Genomic DNA, 18,769 nt, shown 5'->3' on the forward strand with positions numbered 1-18,769 from the left:
CTGTTTAACGAATTAGGTTAATTTTTATTAACAATTGTTGATTTCATAAAAGTCGCTTAAATCGCTTTTAAAGCGCCTTACATTCAATTCAAGGTGATTATTTTTTATTCAGAAAGACTGAAAATACAAAAACTGATTAAAAGTGCTGTTTTTGAGTTGTCAAAATAACTAAATCGCATAAAAAAGCTCCCAAAGTGGAAGCTTTTATAGTTTTAAAAAAAATAATTACTCGTTGCTTAATTATTCTTTTACAAATTTAATGGTGTTACGGTTTTCGAATTTCAAGAAGTACAAACCATTAGTTAGGTCTTGAATATTTATTTCTTGATTATTAGACACAGAACCTTTTAACATTTGCGCGCCTAATACATTATAAATACCATAATTTTCTATTTCAGTTAATCCGTTTATCTTTATGAAATCACTTGAAGGATTTGGATAAACCGTCAATTTATTAGCTATTATTTCATTTTCTTCAGTTGATAAAACTTCAGGTAGTCCAAATGTAAAGACTATTTGACTAGCATCTCCTGAAATAACAGTCGAATTTAATGTTGTAACAGGATTTGTAAATTCTATAATGCCATCTGAAAATTCGACTGTACTAAGTTCGTTACCAGTCGAATTTAGAAAATTTGTAGTTCCAGAAACAATTGTAAATGCTTGGTCAAACTCAAAGGTTGTAGTTCTCCAATACACACAATAAAGTCTTAAATTTGATATTGGCGAGTCAAATGTTACAGACCAATTAGTGTCAGCACCTACTACAAATACTGGCTGACTACTGCTTAATGGTGCGCCAGAAAAACCTCCTCCAGACAAATTTAATACTGCTGTATCAGTAGAATTATTGGCATAAGATATAGTAAAAGGCACACCTGACAAGGTCCCTGTTGTTACTGATGTTATTTCAGCTCCAATTTGAGAATAAGAATTTAAAGTAAAAAGAATAATTAGGAAAAAATAAATTTGTTTCATGTTTTTTTTTGTGATTTAGGGTTTATAAATTTCCTGCAACATTACATCTTACAACTACAACAAAAAAATAAATATCACAAACGACATGATTATGTTACAAACGACATAGTTTTTGTGAAATTTGATGGTTTTGAACCAAAATTACAGCCAAAAAAAAGCCCTCCTTTTAACAATTAAGAATCCTAATTGCCAATAATTAGTGTTTAGTAGAAATAAAAAAACCTCGCCGAAGCGAGGTTTTAAAACTATTAATCTATATTAATTATTCACAAATTGATAAAATTACGATTGCGCATAAGATTTATCATGCACATTAGCAATCGCTCTTCCAGAAGGTTCGTTCATGTTTTTAAACGCTTCATCCCATTCTAAAGCAATAGCAGTACTACAAGCTACACTTGCTTCTTGTGGTACAGATAAAGCTGCTGTATCACTTGGAAAATGCTCTTCGAAAATAGAACGATAATAAAACTCTTCTTTGTTTGTAGGCGTTTGTATTGGGAATCTAAAGGCTGCATTCTCCATTTGTTCGTCTGTTATTGCGGCATCTACCATTTCTTTAAGTGTATCTATCCAACTGTAACCAACACCATCGCTAAATTGTTCCTTTTGTCTCCAAGCTACACTTTCTGGTAACATGTCTTCAAACGCTTTACGTATAACCCATTTTTCCATGCGTTCTCCGTTAATCATTTTATCTTGAGGATTGATGCGCATAGCAACATCCATAAACTCTTTATCTAAAAACGGTACACGACCTTCAATTCCCCAAGCAGCTAAACTCTTGTTAGCTCTTAAACAATCGTACATGTGTAACTTATCTAGTTTACGCACTGTTTCTTCGTGAAACTCCTGCGCATTTGGCGCTTTATGAAAATATAAATAACCTCCAAAAATCTCATCGGCTCCTTCACCAGATAATACCATTTTAATTCCCATAGATTTAATAACTCTTGCCATTAAATACATTGGTGTAGAAGAACGAATAGTTGTTATATCGTACGTTTCAATATTATAAATTACATCCTTAATTGCATCTAAACCTTCTTGGATTGTAAATTTAATTTCATGGTGTACTGTCCCAATATGATCTGCCACCTTTTGTGCCGCAGCTAAATCTGGAGAACCTTCTAAACCTACAGCAAATGAATGTGTTTGTGGATACCATGCATCAGACGTATCATCGCTTTCTATACGTTTTTGAGCATATTTTTTTGCTATTGCCGATACCACTGAAGAATCCAATCCTCCTGAAAGTAATACACCGTAAGGCACATCACTCATTAATTGTCTGTGCACAGCTGCTTCAAGTGCTTCTTTAACCTCAGCAATACTTGTTTCGTTATCTTTTACTGCATCATACTCACTCCAATCTCTTTTGTACCATTTTACGTATTCACCATCTTTACTAGACATATAATGTCCTGGAGGAAATAATTCAATTTTAGTACAAATACCTTCTAATGCTTTTAATTCTGAAGCCACATAAAATGTTCCGTTTTGATCCCATCCTATATATAAAGGAATAATTCCCATATGGTCACGAGCAATAAAATATTCGTCTTTTTCTGTATCGTAAATTGCAAATCCGAAGATTCCATTCATTTCATCTACAAAATCAACACCTTTCTCTTGGTATAATGCTAATATAACTTCGCAGTCACTTTCTGTTTTAAAATCATACTTCCCTTCAAATTGCTTACGTAATTCTCTATGGTTGTAAATTTCTCCATTTGCTGCTAATACTAATTTATTATCAGGACTAAATAATGGTTGTTTTCCAGAAGCTGGATCTACTATTGCTAAACGCTCGTGCGATAGAATAGCCTTGTCATCACTATAAATACCAGACCAATCTGGTCCACGATGACGAATGGTTTTAGACATTTCTAAAACTTGAGGTCTTAAATCTTCAGTTTTCTGTTTAAGGTCGAAAGCACATACAATTCCACACATAACTTATATATTTTAAATTCTTTTATTATTGATTGTGAAGCAAATATCAAGTTAATGTTTCATATTTAAAACACAAAACAAGTAATTGCTTTTAAATTGAAACAAAAATGATTCAATTTATAAATAAATGAAATTAAATTAAATAAATTTATAGGAAAATGATTGAATACCTCATTAGAAGAAGTAAAGCAGGAACAACGTGACACTTTTTATTTGAAGGAATAGACAAAATTCTTGCTCTTAACTTAAAATTTAATTGTTTTGTAGCGATTCACAGAGTTTACACTGAAATTCACAGAGCATCTTAAGAGTGCATCATGAGATTGCCACGCATTTTGTATAATGAAACATGTTTGCAATGCAAAATATCTTAATGCTTTATAACGTCTACCAAACTACCTAATGACCACTGCCTCTGTTTTCTACGGTATATTTAAATACTTGTGAGTTTGCAAAGACACTTTCCATTTTGGATTAGCCATAACATAATCTACAATTAAAGGTACCATGATGTCTCGTTTACTCCATTCTGGTTGTAGATATAAAATACAATCTCCATTTACTTTTTCGGCCTGCTCTTCCGCAAAGCGAAAATCATCCTTATTAAAGATAATACATTTGAGTTCGTTTGCTTTATCGTAAACACCTTGTGTTGGAAGCTTCATCTTTTTTGGAGACAAGCAAATCCAGTCCCATTCTCCAGATAATTCATAAGCACCAGAAGTTTCAATATGAATACTCATACCTTCAGCTTTTAATTGCTTCGTTAACTCTGTCATATCCCACATTAAGGGCTCACCACCTGTAACAACAATAATGTCACTGTACTTTTTGGCATTCGCAACAATTTTCTCGATTCCTGTTGGAGGATGTAGTTTTGCATTCCAACTTTCCTTTACATCACACCAATGGCAACCAACATCGCAACCACCTATTCTTATAAAATAAGCAGCTGTACCCTTATGGAATCCTTCACCTTGAATGGTGTAAAACTCCTCCATTAAAGGTAACATTTTTCCTTGATTTACTAAACCTTGAACTTCTTCCGTCATAGCTTGCAAAGATAGAAATTAAGTTAATCTTTTAAGTCTTTAACTATTCTAATTATTTTGTTCTAATTTTGTGACAATAGCAAACAACAATTCTTTCAAACAATTATTAATGAAAAACATTTTCTTCTCCCTATTATTTACAGCCTTACTTTACACAACCTCAATATACTCACAAGTTGCCATTGGCACATCAACTCCCGACAGTAGCTCTGCGCTTCAAGTAGATAGTACAACCGGAACTTTTGTTCCGCCAAGAATGACTACAGAACAAATGAACTTAATCACGACACCTTTAACAGGTTCTTTAGTTTTTAACACCACATTGAATTCTTTATGTATTTATAAAAACGATGAATGGTCTACCATATCAAATAGCAGTATAGTTCTAAATAAAAGTTATTCTGCTGGAAATAATGCATTAGCAACACCAAACAATAACTATATAAATTTCCCAATTGGATCTGAAAATGTTATTACTACAAACTCAAGCATTTATCACGTTATTAGTGATGGCAAAATAAGAATAAAAGAAGATGGCAATTACTTATTTAGTGCATCCATTTCAACTAGAAACTTGCCAAGTGGTAATAAAAAATACATTTTAGCTTTAGAAATTAATGGTAATTTAGTGGCCTACTTATCCAGAGGTTTTTCAAGCTTACCAAGTAGCGATTATTGGGGAACTAGTGGAAATGTAATGTATCCTGTTTCAGCTAACGACTATGTTACATTTCGTTATGTATTAAATAATGGAGGAGCTGCCCTAGATGCTAGATTCATAAATTTGGGTATTAGCAAACTAGATTAAGATTTGACGATACAAATACTTCAAAATCATTTTTTTTGAAAGCAAAAAAAAAGGTGTTTTTCTACTATATTTTTACTATATTTTATAAAATTAAACTAACATGAGCAGACAAGACGAATTCTTTAAACATATTACAGACGGAAACACAACAAAAGGCGAATTTATCACCTTAGGTTCTGCAATGTTAGATGGAGAAACCATTAAGGATGCTTTTGTAAAAATACCTTTAAAAACCATGAATCGTCATGGCTTAATTGCTGGAGCTACTGGAACTGGAAAAACTAAGACTTTACAGGTTCTTGCCGAAAATTTAAGCGACAAAGGTATTCCTGTATTACTTATGGATATTAAAGGAGATTTAAGTGGTCTAGCACAACCAAGTCCTGGACATGCTAAAATTGATGAACGTCATGCTGCAATAGGTTTAGATTTTGAAGCCAAAGGCTTTCCTGTGGAAGTGATGTCTCTTTCTGAACAAGATGGCGTCCGTTTACGTGCAACAGTTATAGAATTTGGACCTGTTTTACTCTCTCGAATATTAGACTTATCTGATACCCAGTCTGGTGTTGTAGCGGTTATTTTTAAATATTGTGACGATAATAAACTACCTCTTCTAGATTTAAAAGATTTCAAAAAAATATTACAATACGCTACCAAGGAAGGAAAAGAAGAGTTTTCTGATGAGTATGGTAGAATATCAAGTGCTTCTACTGGAGCTATTTTACGTAAAATAGTAGAAATAGAACAACAAGGAGGTGATTTATTTTTTGGTGAAAAAAGTTTTGAAGTTGAAGATTTATTAAGAACAACTCGAGATGGAAAAGGTTACATTAATATTATTAGACTAACAGATGTTCAAGATAAACCAAAATTATTTTCAACATTTATGTTAAGCTTATTAGCAGAAATTTATGAAACCTTACCTGAACAAGGCGATTCTGGAAAACCAGAATTAATAATGTTTATAGACGAAGCACATTTAATTTTTAACGAAGCCTCTAAAGCTCTATTAAACCAAATAGAAAGTATTGTTAAATTAATACGTAGTAAAGGTGTTGGCTTATACTTTGTAACCCAAAACCCAACCGATGTTCCTGAAGGTGTATTAAGTCAATTAGGTTTAAAAATCCAACATGCATTGCGTGCTTTTACCGCAAAAGATAGAAAAGCAATAAAATTAGCAGCACAAAATTACCCTGATACAGATTATTATGATACTGCCGAAATTCTAACCTCTCTTGGAACAGGAGAAGCCTTAGTTTCTGCATTAGACGAGAAAGGACGCCCTACTCCATTAGCGGCAACAATGCTGCGTGCACCAATGAGTAGAATGGATATTTTAACTCCAAATGAGTTACAAAACCTACTCGACGATTCTAAATTAGTATTAAAATATAATCAAGAAATAGACAGAGAAAGTGCTTACGAAATTCTTAATAAAAGAATAGACAAGGCTGAAGAAGCAAAAATTAAAGCTGACGAAAAAGAAGAAAAGGAAGAAGCTGCAGCTAAAGCTAAAAAAGCAAGTAGGACAACAACGCGAAGACAAAGTACTGCGCAAAATCCTATTATTAAAGTTTTAACTAGCGCTACTTTTATTCGTAGTGTCTTTGGAATTTTAAAGAAAATCATGTAAAAAGAGCGCTTTGCATTTACTTAAAAATAATTAATCCTCTTTATCTGTTCTAACGCAGAACTAACTAAACCAACAAAATATCACTTTCGCTTTCGCGGAAAAACAAAACAACATAAATGAAAAAAACAATTTTTGCTTTACTTACACTTTCAATACTAATGAGCTCTTGCAATAAAGAGGTTAATACGTTTTCAATTTCGAAACATAACATCGGTTTATTAACAGACTCTACCCAAGTAAAAGACCTTGAAACTATTTTCGCAAAAGATTCTATAGTAAAAAAAATAGCTGGAGATGAATTTATAGGAAACGTAAACGATATTCTAATATTCGAAAAAGGCGGAAAAAAACTTTTAGAACTCTCTCCAAAAGAAGCACTAGATTCTACCGCTACTATAAGCTCTATTAAAGTTATCGATTCTCGTTTTAAAACGGAAACAGGCATTTCAACTTTAAGTACATTTGGAGATATTAGAGCAAAGCATAAAATATCAAGCATAGAAAACACTCTAAAAAACGTCGTGATATTAGTAAACGAAAACAATACTTTTTTTACAATAAGTAAGGAAGAATTACCGGGAGATTTACGTTTCGATATGTCTAAAAAAATTGAAGCAGCAAATATTCCTGATACTGCCAAGATTAAGTATTTTATGGTTGGCTGGTAAACTTCACATGCACTTGCTTTAAATAAAAGCCCATGATTACACATAAATAAAACCCTCAAAAAGCAATGAATCCACTTTTTTCAAAATTACTAGTAGATGTTGCTCGTAAAAGAATAGAAAAACGACAATTAAAAAAAGGAACCATAACTTATCAAGACATTGTTCCTGTTGTTAACAATCTAAAAGTAGAAATAAGTCACGCAGTAAAAGAGTCTATATTTATTATAATAGGTGTTTTTTCTGCTGGATTTGGGTTAAAAGGTTTCTTATTACCTAATCATTTTATAGACGGTGGAGCCACAGGTATTTCTCTATTATTACAAAATATAACATCATTATCACTTGGTATTTTATTACTCATTGTTAATATTCCATTTTTATTATTAGCAACACGAACCATTAACACCAAATTTGCTATAAAAAGTTTTATTGCCATAACCTTTTTAGCTGTTGTTGTACATTTTGTAAATTACCCAACTATTACAGAAGACAAATTACTAATTGCAGTATTTGGCGGCTTCTTTCTAGGCTTAGGAATTGGGATGGCAATGCGTGGAGGCAGTGTTATTGATGGCACTGAGGTTTTAGCTATTTATTTAAGCCGAAAATTTTCTTTAACCATTGGTGATGTTTTACTCTTAATTAATATTGTTATTTTTTCAGTTGGAGCTTATACCCTTTCTATAGAAACTGCTTTATACGCTATTTTAACATACTTAGCTGCGGCAAAAACAGTAGACTTTGTTGTTGATGGTGTAGAAGAATATGTTGGTGTGACTATAATTTCGGCACACCATAATGCGTTACAAGATATGATTACCACTAAATTAGGTCGAGCTTGTACTATTTACGCTGGAAAAGGTGGTTATGAGTCTAAAGGAAAAGGTCACGACAAAGATATTATTTATACCATTGTAACACGACTAGAACTAGCCAAGTTACATACCGAAATAGATAAAATAGACAAGAGCGCTTTTATAGTTATGGGCATTGTAAAAGATTTAAGAGGCGGAATGATTAAGAAGAAACCTTTAAAATAAGATTTAAACTTGAAGTCAATTAATATGAAGAACAAAAAATACACAATACAAAACACACCATTTGTTGTACCAACAACTGACGGCAAAGTTATAGAAGAACATTTTGGGCAAGCCACAGACGCAAATAAAGATATTAGTATTGCACACATGATAGCTCCCGCAGGTTGGAGTGAACCGTTTCAAACTCCAGGTTTCGATGAGTACACCTATATTATAAAAGGCAAAAAGCAATTTATTATTGATGGCGAAGAAATAATATTAGAAGCCGGACAATCTATTAAAATTGAAAAAAATACGCGTGTACAATACTCTAACCCATTTACTATAGCATGCGAATATATAGCAATATGTACTCCTGCTTTTTCTATGGACTTAGTAAACAGAGAAGAATAGTATGGCCAACCCAATAATAAAAATAATAGGAAACTCGTTAAATGCGATAAGTTATATTTCACCCAAATATGCTTCATCTAAAGCGTTACATTTATTTTCAACACCACAAAAAGGTCGTGTTTCAGAAGAGCAGAAAACTTTTTTAGATTCGGCTGAGACGCATCAATTAAAATATGAGAATCTTACTATTTCAACTTATAATTGGAAAGGCACTGGTAAAACTATTTTATTGGCCCACGGCTGGGAAAGCAACACACACCGTTGGGAAGTTTTAATAAATCAACTTACAGCGTTAAATTACAATATTATTGCTCTTGATGCTCCAGCACATGGCGCTTCAAGCGGAAAGCAATTTAATGCAGTTATTTATTCTGAATGTATTCACCTTACGGCGGAATATTACAAAGCAGATATAATAATTGGACATTCGGTTGGAGGAATGGCAACTGGCTTTTACCAAAACAAGTATCAAAATAAAAATTTAGAAAAACTTATCTTACTCGGAGCACCTTCAGAATTTACTGGTGTTTTTAAACGTTATGTCGATATGATGGGTTATAATAAACGCATTGAAAACGGATTAAACAATTTAGTTTTAAAGCGTTTTAATAATCTACCTTCTTATTTTTCTTTAGCCGATTTTGCGCAAAATATAGAAACAAAAACACTAATTATTCATGATGTAGAAGATAGCATCATTCCATATAATGACGCTGAAATGATTGTCGAAAATCATAAAAACGCAACATTTATTACTACAACAGGATATGGCCATGGTTTACGAAATCAAGTTGTAAACAATCATATTCTAGAATATATCGCTAGTTAAATTGTAACTTTGCATTATGGAAGAAAAACTCACTAGACTTAATAAATACCTTAGCGAAGCAGGATATTGTTCACGTCGAGAAGCAGATAGGCTTATAGATGCTGGACGCGTAACTATTAATGGAACTGTTCCAGAATTAGGAACAAAAGTGACCCAAAGCGATATTGTTGAAGTCGATGGAAAATCGATTACAGAACGTAAAGCAGATTTTGTATATCTGGCTTTTAACAAACCAGTAGGTATTGTTTGTACGACGGATACTCGTGTTGAAAAAGACAATATTATTGACTATATAAAATACCCAAAACGTGTTTTCCCAATTGGTAGATTAGATAAACCTAGTGAAGGTTTAATTTTCCTTACAGACGATGGAGATATTGTAAACAAGATACTTCGTGCTAGTAATAACCATGATAAGGAATATCTTGTAACTGTAGACAAACCTATCTCGCAAACCTTTATTAAGCGTATGGCTGGCGGTATTTATCTTGAAGATTTAGATAAAACGACTAAAAAGTGTACGGTTAGAAAAATAGATTCTCAAACGTTTAGTATTATTCTAACGCAAGGTTTAAATAGGCAAATTCGTCGTATGTGCGAATATTTAACGTACGAAGTAACGTCGTTAAAACGTACTAGAATAATGAATATTAAACTTGACACTCCAGTAGGTGAATACCGTGAATTTACGGCAGATGAGTTAAAGACTTTAAATATGCTTTTAGAAGATTCAGACAAGCATTATAAAGAATCTAAACAAATTGCTGAAACACCAGAAGTTAAAGAAACCAATAAAATTCATTCTATAAATAGAAGAAAAGAGTAACGACCTAAATCTAATTAATTATGTCTCAATTATCACCATTTCACATTGCTATTCCAGTACATAATCTAGAAGAATGTCGTGCTTTTTATCGCGATGTTTTAAATTGTGAAGAAGGCAGAAGTAGTGATCATTGGGTCGATTTTAACTTTTTTGGACACCAATTGGTTATTCATTATAAAGAAAAATCTATTGAAGAAATAGCTTCCAATCCTGTAGATGGTAAACAGGTTCCCATTCCACATTATGGTGTTGTTTTACCTTGGGATATTTTTCACGCTTTCGCGGAAGAACTAAACCAAAATAACATTAAGTTTATTATAGAACCATACATTCGTTTTGAAGGCTTAGTTGGCGAACAAGCTACTATGTTCTTTAAGGATCCAGCTGGAAATGCTTTAGAATTTAAAGCCTTTAAAGATGAAAGTCAGCTATTTGCTAAATAGCTTTTTTATTTAATTTTCCTGCAATAAAAAATGGAAGATAAATAATAAGAAAGTAGGGAATTAAAAATACTTCTACTACCAATAAATATGTTGGCCAGTCTCCTAAATAATCTAGAGCAGAGGCCGAGTTTGGCTTTTTATTTAAATATGAATAGTTAGCATCTAAAAGAAAATTAATTCCAAAAATCACAAACATATACACTTGTAATGCTAAAAAGGATTTAAACATACTCTTCCAAGTTGGATACATTTTAAAAACAAAAATGGCATAAAAAATAATCACAATTAAACCCAAGTGCGCAATCCAATACCTAAAGTAATCAAAGCTTGGAAAACCTACTGAAATATCTGGTGTTATTACCGCTTGAGACGTTCCTGCAATAATCCAAAATAATAAAATTTCGAAGACCCAATATTTTCTACTATTTGTAAAAACAAAAATAAAAAGTGCCATAAAACTGCATAGAAATAACGGCAAATCTGTAGAAAGATTATAGTTTCCTTTTATAATTAGATTTATATGATATACCAAAACAGTTAAAGACACAAAGTAACCTAAGCCTTTAAACATCTGTTCTTGTTTTGCTTGGTCAAGCTTACGTTTAGCAAACAATATCAACGCCAAAGCAAGAACTGAAGTTATAACAATTGGAGCAATATGCTGAAAGCTTCCTATTTCTAGTGAGTCGATAGTATAGTATGTTAAAGAAATCAAGCTGCGAATATACAAATTGAAATTTTATATCCTTTAGGTATTATTGAGGTGGGTTTTTGATGAAGGTTCGATTAACGTTTAGTATAAGAAACGTAGGGCGATAAATAAGCACTATCGTTTCGGTTTTTTACTTAGCTAAATATAAATATTATGCTTTTATTTTTTCTCTTAAATGCCAAATTTTATATTTAGCGGACTTTGTTAATATTCACAGACCTTTCGGTTTAGCACAAACGCCCTATGTTTTTTTATACATTGTTACCTGTCTGGCTTTTATTCCAATGCCTTAACATCTGTCAATTCACTTACTATTCCTTGTTCACGGAATTGAGAATAAATATTCAGTTGAATAACGTTTCTTTGGTTTTGCCAAATGATAATGGTTTTAAAAGCAATAGTAATCTGTACTTGTTTTCTTAAATCACTTTCAGTTCCTCTATCTAACCATTTTTCTCTAATTTCTTTGTTCTCTTCCAAATTCAAATCAAGTACAGATGTGTAAACATTATTCTTTCTTGTTGTCAGAGAGTCTGCTTCAGTTTCAGAATCTTCAAACTCTAAATTCTTTATTGTTGGTAAATCACTTTTCTTTAGTACGAAGAAAGTATCTTGAATTGCATTATTTGTAGACCTTAAATTTATTACTAAATCCTTAAATTCTTTTATTAAATCTAATTTACCATATGATGGATTAATCGCAACAATCACATAATTAGAGTCAATTTTAAGCTTTTTGATTGCAGAGTTTAATTCACTTTCTTTAAATAAATATCTTTTTGTTCTTGCTGTTAGAAACGAATTAGGAATGTAATAATCCAATCTATTTCTAACAACTTGATTTGCAAAAAAGGTGTCATAATCAATATGTGAATCATCTTCTGTAAATGCTTGTTTTGGATATTCAGTTTGTAATCCATTTACACCAAATTTAGAAACATCGTCTTGATTTGATATATCATTTGGATTTTGGATTACTTTATATTTATTGAAAGCATTTTCTAAAATTTCATCAGTTTTTTCTGTGAATTGTTTCACTTTTGGTGGATGTAACGTAATGTTATTTTCATTGTACTCAATTTTTTCTTCAATTTTCGTTTTAAGTTCATCCAAAAATTTAGAAAAAGTATTATTTGTAGAATCTTCAACGATAATATCATTATAGCCTAAAGCATCCATCAGTTGTGTGTTAGACTTAACTTTTTTAATATCATTCTCAAAGATTAGAATGTTACGAAGCCAATAATTAAGTTCATAAGTTTTAGTCGGCAAATTTGGTAATCCTTTAAAATCGTGAAATGTCATAAATGGACGTAAAGAAAATTGACGAATAAATAATAATGCCAAATAAGAGTTAATCCAAAATCGTATTTTCTGTCCCCAATAATCATCAAGTCCAGAAAAGTGATATTTAAATTCTATATTATTCTCAGACAAGTTGTTGTCATCTGAAAAATTTTGTAACATCTCAAAAATCTCCGTCATATGTGTCGGAAGAAGAACGTAATTTGGCGGTAAGCTAGTTGAGTGATTAAAAACAAATTTTATTGCATTAAAATTTTGTTTAAACATTAAAAGACCACCAAAAGCGTAATTGAACTCAAGAAATTCTTTTCGTTCTTCAATTCTTTTATCAATGGACTGTTGATTACTATATTGATTTGTTTCAAGGTTATATTCTTCGCCTTGAATATGTCGTAATTTGTGGTCATAATGTTGATGAGCACGTTCCCAATACATTTTTAAAAAGTCCGTTTTTTCAACAATTAAGTTGATATTTCTCCAAAGCCAAGTGTATGATTCTTTCGATGTAGATATTGCACTAAAACCTTCTCCTAAAATCCATATTCCACTTACAGCTCTGTGTTCCAATACACGAAGCTTGTTTTTGTGGCTATCTACTAACTCTGAAGTAACGTTATAATTTAGCTGATAGAGGTCTATTGGATATATTAACGGTGTTTCATTATCGTGATTTTTTTGTAATTTAGAAAACTCGTCAAAATAAAAGCTAACTAGCGTTTTCTGTATATGTATATCTTGATTTCTTATAGCATAATATGTAAATTCATTAATAGTTTTTAAATGATAATTCTCTTCGTTTTCTTTAGAGTTATTGTATTTAGAAATCAGATAGTTTAATAGTTTGGTGGATTTGTGATTATATATTGAGACTTTATCTAGCCAAATAAAAAAGAATATAATCAAAGCTGTTGATGTTAGAAAGACTAATAAATCAGCAGAGTTATTTATTATCCAATATTTCCCCCAGTCATATAAAGGTTCAAACTTGAAAATTAAAGGTAAAAATGATAATACTGTTAAGTAAATAGCCAAAATGAAATAGGAAATATTTTTACCAAAAATTTTAATTCCAAATTTACTTTGTGGAAATTCTTTTTCAAATAGTTCAGAAAGATAATCAGATGAGTATTTACTCCCAATATTCGAAATCTTGTCTATAATTATTGGATACGCGATACCTATTATTGCTATGTCCAAAGCAACACAAATGGGAATTATATTATTTATTTCTGGAAATTTCATTTATGTTTATAATGTTTTTTCAGCTTGCAGGTAATATTTCATTGGTAAAAAATCGTTTCAATGTTTTTTATCAGATGTTAATCGAAGTTAGTGAAAAAAAACAACAAAGTCAAGCCTTAAAGCACTACTAGCGTAGCCATTAAAAAACACCTTTCCTTCTTTATTATAGTGTGAAATATCTAGAAAAAGAAAAAATCGAACCTTATACCAATTTAATAGTAGTTAAGATTCGATTCTTTATTAAAATATTAAAGTTAAACAACGCGTTTAAACTTTTATGTTAAATGCTAATTAAACATTTGCTCTGTGACGCTCTCTTGCTAGTAAAGTGTTTTTTAATAACATTGCAATTGTCATTGGTCCTACTCCACCAGGTACAGGTGTAATAAAACTTGCTTTTTTACTAACGTTCTCGAAATCTACATCTCCAGTAATTACATAACCTTTTGGGTGCGACTCGTCTGGAACTCTTGTAATACCAACATCTATAATAACAACATCGTCTTTTACCATTTCGGCTTTTAAGAAGTTAGGAACTCCTAATGCAGAAATAATAATATCTGCTTGAGATGTAATTTGTGTAATATTCTTAGTGTGACTATGTGTTAATGTTACTGTTGAGTTTCCTGGGAATCCTTTTCTTCCCATTAAAATACTCATTGGTCTTCCAACAATATGAGAACGTCCAATAACAACAGTATGTTTTCCTTTAGAATCTACATTATATCTATCTAATAATTCTAAAATACCAAATGGTGTTGCTGGAATAAAAGTAGACATATCTAATGCCATTTTTCCAAAATTCATTGGATGAAAACCATCAACATCTTTATCTGGATTAACAGCCATTAATACTTTTTGGGTATCTATCTGGTCTGGTAATGGTAACTGAATAATGAAACCATCGATATCGTCATTATTATTTAATGCTTCAATTTTATCTAATAATTCGACCTCACTTGTTGTGTTAGATAAACGCACCATTGTAGATTCGAAACCAACACGCTCGCAAGCACGAACTTTACTTCCAACGTAAGTTAAACTCGCTCCATCATTTCCAACGATAACAGCTGCTAAATGAGGTACTTTCTCACCATTAGCTTTCATTTTATCAACTTCAGCTTTGATTTCGTTTTTAATATCGTTGCTTACTTTTTTACCGTCAAGTATAGTCATTATTGTATTCCTTTAATTGGTTGTTTTTATCTCGTCGAACTTAGATTTAATATTATGAATTAAAAAACATGAATTACTTCATATTCTTCATTGCATTCATCATCGCTTTTCCTTTTCCGCCTTGCATCATCTTCATCATTTTACTCATTTGGTCAAACTGCTTAAGCAACTGATTTACTTGTGTAACTGATGTTCCTGATCCTTTTCCTATTCGTTTTTTACGACTTGCGTTTATTACTGAAGGATTTGTTCTTTCTTGTACTGTCATAGAATGAATAATAGCTTCGATGTGTTTAAAAGCATCATCGTCGATATCTACATCTTTCATCATTTTTCCTGCTCCAGGAATCATACCTACAAGATCCTTCATATTACCCATTTTCTTAATTTGCTGAATCTGTTTTAAGAAATCATCAAACCCGAATTGGTTTTTAGCAATTTTTTTCTGTATTTTTCTTGCTTCTTCTTCGTCAAATTGCTCTTGAGCTCTTTCAACTAAAGACACAACATCTCCCATTCCAAGAATACGATCTGCCATACGTGAAGGATAGAAAATGTCTATCGCCTCCATTTTTTCACCTGTACCAATAAACTTAATTGGCTTGTTTACTACAGATTTAATAGAGATTGCTGCTCCACCACGAGTATCACCATCTAACTTGGTAAGAATTACACCATCAAAATTTAAGACATCGTTAAAGGCTTTTGCTGTGTTTACAGCATCTTGACCTGTCATAGAATCCACTACAAATAGTGTTTCTTGTGGTTGGATAGCCTTATGAATGTTTGATATTTCGGTCATCATGGCTTCATCTACAGCTAAACGACCAGCTGTATCAATAATTACCACGTTATGTCCATTTTGCTTTGCATGTGCAATACCTGCTAATGCAATAGCAACTGGATCGGTATTTCCTTTATCGCTAAAAACGTCAACCTTAATTTGATCTCCTACTACGTGTAATTGATCTACTGCTGCTGGACGGTAAACATCACAGGCAACTAATAATGGTTTCTTTGTTTTTTTAGTTTTTAAGAAGTTGGCCAATTTACCAGAAAAGGTAGTTTTACCAGAACCTTGTAAACCAGACATTAATATTACAGTTGGAGTTCCAGATAAATTTATACCTGCAACATCTCCTCCCATTAACTCGGTTAACTCGTCTTTAACGATTTTAACCATTAATTGCCCTGGCTGTAACGACGTTAATACATTAGAACCTAATGCTTTTTCTTTTACGCGATTGGTAAAATCTTTAGCTATTTTAAAGTTAACATCGGCATCTAAAAGTGCACGACGAACCTCTTTTAAAGTCTCGGCAACATTAACTTCTGTAATGCTTCCGTGACCTTTTAGTACGTGTAACGCTTTATCTAACTTTTCACTTAAATTATTAAACATAGTCTTTTAGTATTCAGTCATCAGTTTGCAGTAGGCAGCCTGACTCGTTCTTAAGATTCGCAAATTTAATGATTTGAAGTGTATTAAAGAAGTGATGTTAAGAAATAATTCCACAAAAAAAGGCTACTAAAATTAGTAACCTTTCAAATAAATAACCAACTAAAAAAAGTAATTATAACATTACTTTAATCTTTATTATTAATCGCAATCTTTATCTAAAATTAATTCTATATTAGTATTACTGGGATCATGAAATATCATTTGGTCTGGAGTACATTCTACTAAAATATAATTACCATTTAAAACCTGAACGTTTCCGCCTGAAATATTAGAAAAATCTAAGTAGATACCTCCATCTAAAGACACTGTCCAGTTCGCTGAATAATCTTGAGTACTGTTTGGCGTATGGATAATCGCTTGTCCATTAGCTTGAAAATCGATATTAAAAATACTAAAATTACTTTCGTTATTATAGCTAGAAATGGTCCATTCGCAATCCATTAAATTGGTTTCAACATCGTTTACATTGCAATTACTATCCGTTGTGCAATCTTGTTCAATAACCATAGTATTGTTTCCTTGATTCATTTGTAAACGATCTGTTTCGCATTCAACAATAAGCCAATTCCCTGAAATTGCTTGAATATTACCAGCATTTACTCCATTAAATTCTACCCAAATACCATCGTCTGCTTGGCTTGTAGACCATGTAGAATTTGTAGTTTGCCCATTTCCTGTAATTATTACTGTTCCGTTTGCATCGAAATCTAAATCGAATAGCACTAAATCATCATTACCGTTTAGGTTTACAACGTTCCAAAGACACTCTACTAAATAAGCATCAACTTCAGATTCTGTACAGCCAGATGCATTGCAATTTTCAAGCGTTAAAGCGACTTCAAAAACTTGAAATTCACCAGTATTTAAAAGCTCTACTCTAGCATATAAATTTTGAGCAGGTGCAATTATATTACTGTATGGAGACGCTAGCATATTTACATTGGCTTGAGCATCTACTAACGTTTCGTGATACGTAACTTCAAACAGCCCAGAAGCTTGACAAGTTTCGAAAATTGGAGCTAAATAAAACTCTCCAAAACCATCATTATCATCATCACAACCAACAAAAACAGCTTCTAAATCTTCGAAACACTGGAAAGGATTCGCATCTTGCTCGCAATCTTTGTCTAAAACTAATTCTACACTTATATCACTTAGATCTTGAAACACCAATTGATTAGGCGTGCATTCTACCAAAATATAATCACCGTTTAAAACTTGAACATTTCCTCCAGAGACATTATATAATACCAAGTATATATTTTCATCTAATGACACATACCAATCCATTATATAAGATTCGTTTAATGATGCAATCGTTGCAGTATCATTATCCATGAAATCTATATTAAAAATATTAAAACCGGTGTCGTTGTTATAATTTGAAATAGTCCATTCGCATTCGATTAAATTAGCTTCAACATCACTTATACTACATGTATCGTTATCACTCCAGTCGTTATCATCGTCTTCATCACAATCGTCTTCTGCCTCACTTATTGTAGTTTCTAGCTCTTGATTACTATTCACTTCTACTGTGGAGCCATCACTTAAAATCATAGTAATAGGAAAGTTTAAACTCGTTAAAATGCCTCCTTCTAAATTTTCTATAAAACTATAAAGCGCCTCGTCATTATTAATTACGACTGTTTCAGCAATTTGAAAATTAGCATCATATGTTGAAAATGTTATTGGATAATGAAAATCAACACATTCAATATCGTCATCGGCTTCATTTTCTCCTGAACATTCATTTATAAAAGTTTCTAATTCATCATAATTAGCTATAACAATTTGTGTGTAATCGTTTAAAGTTATTGTTATAGGAAAGACGATTTCAAGATTACCTTCACTTGTAGTAAATTCATTTAAAACAGCTTCAACAACTTGGTAATCTCCTACATTATCGATTAAAAATGAAACACCATTTACTTCAACATTTACTGGTAAATTAATTAAAATACAGTTAGCATTATCAATTACATTATCTAAAGAACCATCTAAAGTTGCTGTGTTTTGTAACATTATTGCTAAACTAGAGTTTGGAGTAATTACCTCTTGATTACTTGTTGGTGTGATATCATTAGATTCCTCTTGACAAGCAAACACCGACGCGATGATGAGACATAAAACAATACTCTTTTTTCCTAAAAACCTAAGCGACATAAAATTCATAATTTTGGATATATTTAATTGTATTATTCAATACTAAAACAATTTACTTTCAAAAACCCCTAGCTCTG

At 31.8% G+C, this 18,769-nt stretch carries 16 protein-coding genes; 8 read left to right on the forward strand and 8 right to left on the reverse strand.

Annotated features, from left to right (window positions below):
* Window positions 1-240: 240 nt before the first annotated feature.
* The 3 genes from ASC44_RS05845 to ASC44_RS05860 form a co-directional block, all read right to left on the reverse strand.
* The gene (locus ASC44_RS05845) at window positions 241-978 is read right to left on the reverse strand and encodes a T9SS type A sorting domain-containing protein (protein WP_055446693.1); all 738 of its coding nucleotides are present in this window, start codon (window positions 976-978) and stop codon (window positions 241-243) included.
* Between the two features lie 282 nt (window positions 979-1,260).
* Window positions 1,261-2,934 carry an asparagine synthase B gene (asnB, locus tag ASC44_RS05855; protein WP_055446695.1) on the reverse strand — a complete coding sequence of 558 codons (1,674 nt, stop codon included), beginning with the start codon at window positions 2,932-2,934 and terminating at the stop codon, window positions 1,261-1,263.
* A 422-nt stretch (window positions 2,935-3,356) separates the two neighbouring features.
* Window positions 3,357-3,986 carry a 7-carboxy-7-deazaguanine synthase QueE gene (locus ASC44_RS05860; protein ID WP_055446696.1) on the reverse strand — a complete coding sequence of 210 codons (630 nt, stop codon included), beginning with the start codon at window positions 3,984-3,986 and terminating at the stop codon, window positions 3,357-3,359.
* A 109-nt stretch (window positions 3,987-4,095) separates the two neighbouring features.
* Between ASC44_RS05860 and ASC44_RS05865 the strand changes: the two genes are divergently transcribed.
* The 8 genes from ASC44_RS05865 to ASC44_RS05900 all read left to right on the forward strand — a co-directional run bounded on the left by ASC44_RS05865 (window position 4,096) and on the right by ASC44_RS05900 (window position 10,629).
* On the forward strand, window positions 4,096-4,794 hold the full coding sequence (locus ASC44_RS05865) for a hypothetical protein (protein WP_152973283.1): 699 nt from the start codon (window positions 4,096-4,098) through the stop codon (window positions 4,792-4,794).
* Between the two features lie 100 nt (window positions 4,795-4,894).
* Window positions 4,895-6,430, forward strand: coding sequence for a helicase HerA-like domain-containing protein (locus ASC44_RS05870; protein WP_055446698.1), 1,536 nt, complete (start codon window positions 4,895-4,897; stop codon window positions 6,428-6,430).
* 116 nt (window positions 6,431-6,546) lie between these two features.
* Window positions 6,547-7,098: a hypothetical protein gene (locus ASC44_RS05875; RefSeq protein WP_055446699.1), complete on the forward strand. Its 552-nt coding sequence runs from the start codon at window positions 6,547-6,549 to the stop codon at window positions 7,096-7,098.
* 65 nt (window positions 7,099-7,163) lie between these two features.
* A complete protein-coding gene (locus tag ASC44_RS05880; RefSeq protein WP_055446700.1) occupies window positions 7,164-8,138 on the forward strand; it encodes a YitT family protein in 975 nt (324 codons plus the stop codon).
* A 24-nt stretch (window positions 8,139-8,162) separates the two neighbouring features.
* Complete coding sequence (locus ASC44_RS05885) at window positions 8,163-8,531, forward strand: cupin domain-containing protein (protein WP_055446701.1); 369 nt, start codon at window positions 8,163-8,165, stop codon at window positions 8,529-8,531.
* A 1-nt stretch (window position 8,532) separates the two neighbouring features.
* Window positions 8,533-9,360, forward strand: coding sequence for an alpha/beta hydrolase (locus ASC44_RS05890; RefSeq protein WP_055446702.1), 828 nt, complete (start codon window positions 8,533-8,535; stop codon window positions 9,358-9,360).
* Window positions 9,361-9,376: 16 nt separating this feature from the next.
* Window positions 9,377-10,186, forward strand: coding sequence for a 23S rRNA pseudouridine(2604) synthase RluF (rluF, locus tag ASC44_RS05895; protein WP_055446703.1), 810 nt, complete (start codon window positions 9,377-9,379; stop codon window positions 10,184-10,186).
* A gap of 20 nt (window positions 10,187-10,206) precedes the next feature.
* Window positions 10,207-10,629, forward strand: a complete 423-nt coding sequence (locus tag ASC44_RS05900) for a VOC family protein (protein ID WP_055446704.1) — start codon at window positions 10,207-10,209, stop codon at window positions 10,627-10,629.
* Here the strand turns inward: ASC44_RS05900 and ASC44_RS05905 are convergent.
* The 5 genes from ASC44_RS05905 to ASC44_RS05925 all read right to left on the reverse strand — a co-directional run bounded on the left by ASC44_RS05905 (window position 10,622) and on the right by ASC44_RS05925 (window position 18,701).
* Window positions 10,622-11,344, reverse strand: a complete 723-nt coding sequence (locus tag ASC44_RS05905) for a YwaF family protein (protein ID WP_241491409.1) — start codon at window positions 11,342-11,344, stop codon at window positions 10,622-10,624. The genes ASC44_RS05900 and ASC44_RS05905 overlap by 8 nt on opposite strands.
* A 273-nt stretch (window positions 11,345-11,617) precedes the next feature.
* Window positions 11,618-13,888, reverse strand: coding sequence for a hypothetical protein (locus tag ASC44_RS05910; protein ID WP_055446706.1), 2,271 nt, complete (start codon window positions 13,886-13,888; stop codon window positions 11,618-11,620).
* Window positions 13,889-14,179: 291 nt separating this feature from the next.
* Window positions 14,180-15,064: a bifunctional 5,10-methylenetetrahydrofolate dehydrogenase/5,10-methenyltetrahydrofolate cyclohydrolase gene (locus ASC44_RS05915; RefSeq protein ID WP_055446707.1), complete on the reverse strand. Its 885-nt coding sequence runs from the start codon at window positions 15,062-15,064 to the stop codon at window positions 14,180-14,182.
* A gap of 73 nt (window positions 15,065-15,137) precedes the next feature.
* Complete coding sequence (gene ffh / locus ASC44_RS05920; RefSeq protein ID WP_055446708.1) at window positions 15,138-16,466, reverse strand: signal recognition particle protein; 1,329 nt, start codon at window positions 16,464-16,466, stop codon at window positions 15,138-15,140.
* Window positions 16,467-16,664: 198 nt separating this feature from the next.
* A complete protein-coding gene (locus tag ASC44_RS05925; protein WP_152973284.1) occupies window positions 16,665-18,701 on the reverse strand; it encodes a hypothetical protein in 2,037 nt (678 codons plus the stop codon).
* Window positions 18,702-18,769 lie beyond the last annotated feature (68 nt).

This window comes from Lacinutrix mariniflava (genome assembly GCF_001418015.1).
GTDB lineage: Bacteria > Bacteroidota > Bacteroidia > Flavobacteriales > Flavobacteriaceae > Lacinutrix > Lacinutrix mariniflava.

Coding starts and splice junctions, on each gene's coding strand:
- asnB (WP_055446695.1), bottom strand. CDS start 2,934: ATGTGTGGAATTGTATGTGCTTTCGACCTTAAACAGAAAACTGAAGAT.
- ASC44_RS05875 (WP_055446699.1), top strand. CDS start 6,547: ATGAAAAAAACAATTTTTGCTTTACTTACACTTTCAATACTAATGAGC.
- ASC44_RS05870 (WP_055446698.1), top strand. CDS start 4,895: ATGAGCAGACAAGACGAATTCTTTAAACATATTACAGACGGAAACACA.
- ASC44_RS05885 (WP_055446701.1), top strand. CDS start 8,163: ATGAAGAACAAAAAATACACAATACAAAACACACCATTTGTTGTACCA.
- ASC44_RS05880 (WP_055446700.1), top strand. CDS start 7,164: ATGAATCCACTTTTTTCAAAATTACTAGTAGATGTTGCTCGTAAAAGA.
- ASC44_RS05925 (WP_152973284.1), bottom strand. CDS start 18,701: ATGAATTTTATGTCGCTTAGGTTTTTAGGAAAAAAGAGTATTGTTTTA.
- ASC44_RS05915 (WP_055446707.1), bottom strand. CDS start 15,064: ATGACTATACTTGACGGTAAAAAAGTAAGCAACGATATTAAAAACGAA.
- ASC44_RS05910 (WP_055446706.1), bottom strand. CDS start 13,888: ATGAAATTTCCAGAAATAAATAATATAATTCCCATTTGTGTTGCTTTG.
- ffh (WP_055446708.1), bottom strand. CDS start 16,466: ATGTTTAATAATTTAAGTGAAAAGTTAGATAAAGCGTTACACGTACTA.
- ASC44_RS05890 (WP_055446702.1), top strand. CDS start 8,533: ATGGCCAACCCAATAATAAAAATAATAGGAAACTCGTTAAATGCGATA.
- ASC44_RS05865 (WP_152973283.1), top strand. CDS start 4,096: ATGAAAAACATTTTCTTCTCCCTATTATTTACAGCCTTACTTTACACA.
- ASC44_RS05860 (WP_055446696.1), bottom strand. CDS start 3,986: ATGACGGAAGAAGTTCAAGGTTTAGTAAATCAAGGAAAAATGTTACCT.
- ASC44_RS05845 (WP_055446693.1), bottom strand. CDS start 978: ATGAAACAAATTTATTTTTTCCTAATTATTCTTTTTACTTTAAATTCT.
- ASC44_RS05900 (WP_055446704.1), top strand. CDS start 10,207: ATGTCTCAATTATCACCATTTCACATTGCTATTCCAGTACATAATCTA.
- rluF (WP_055446703.1), top strand. CDS start 9,377: ATGGAAGAAAAACTCACTAGACTTAATAAATACCTTAGCGAAGCAGGA.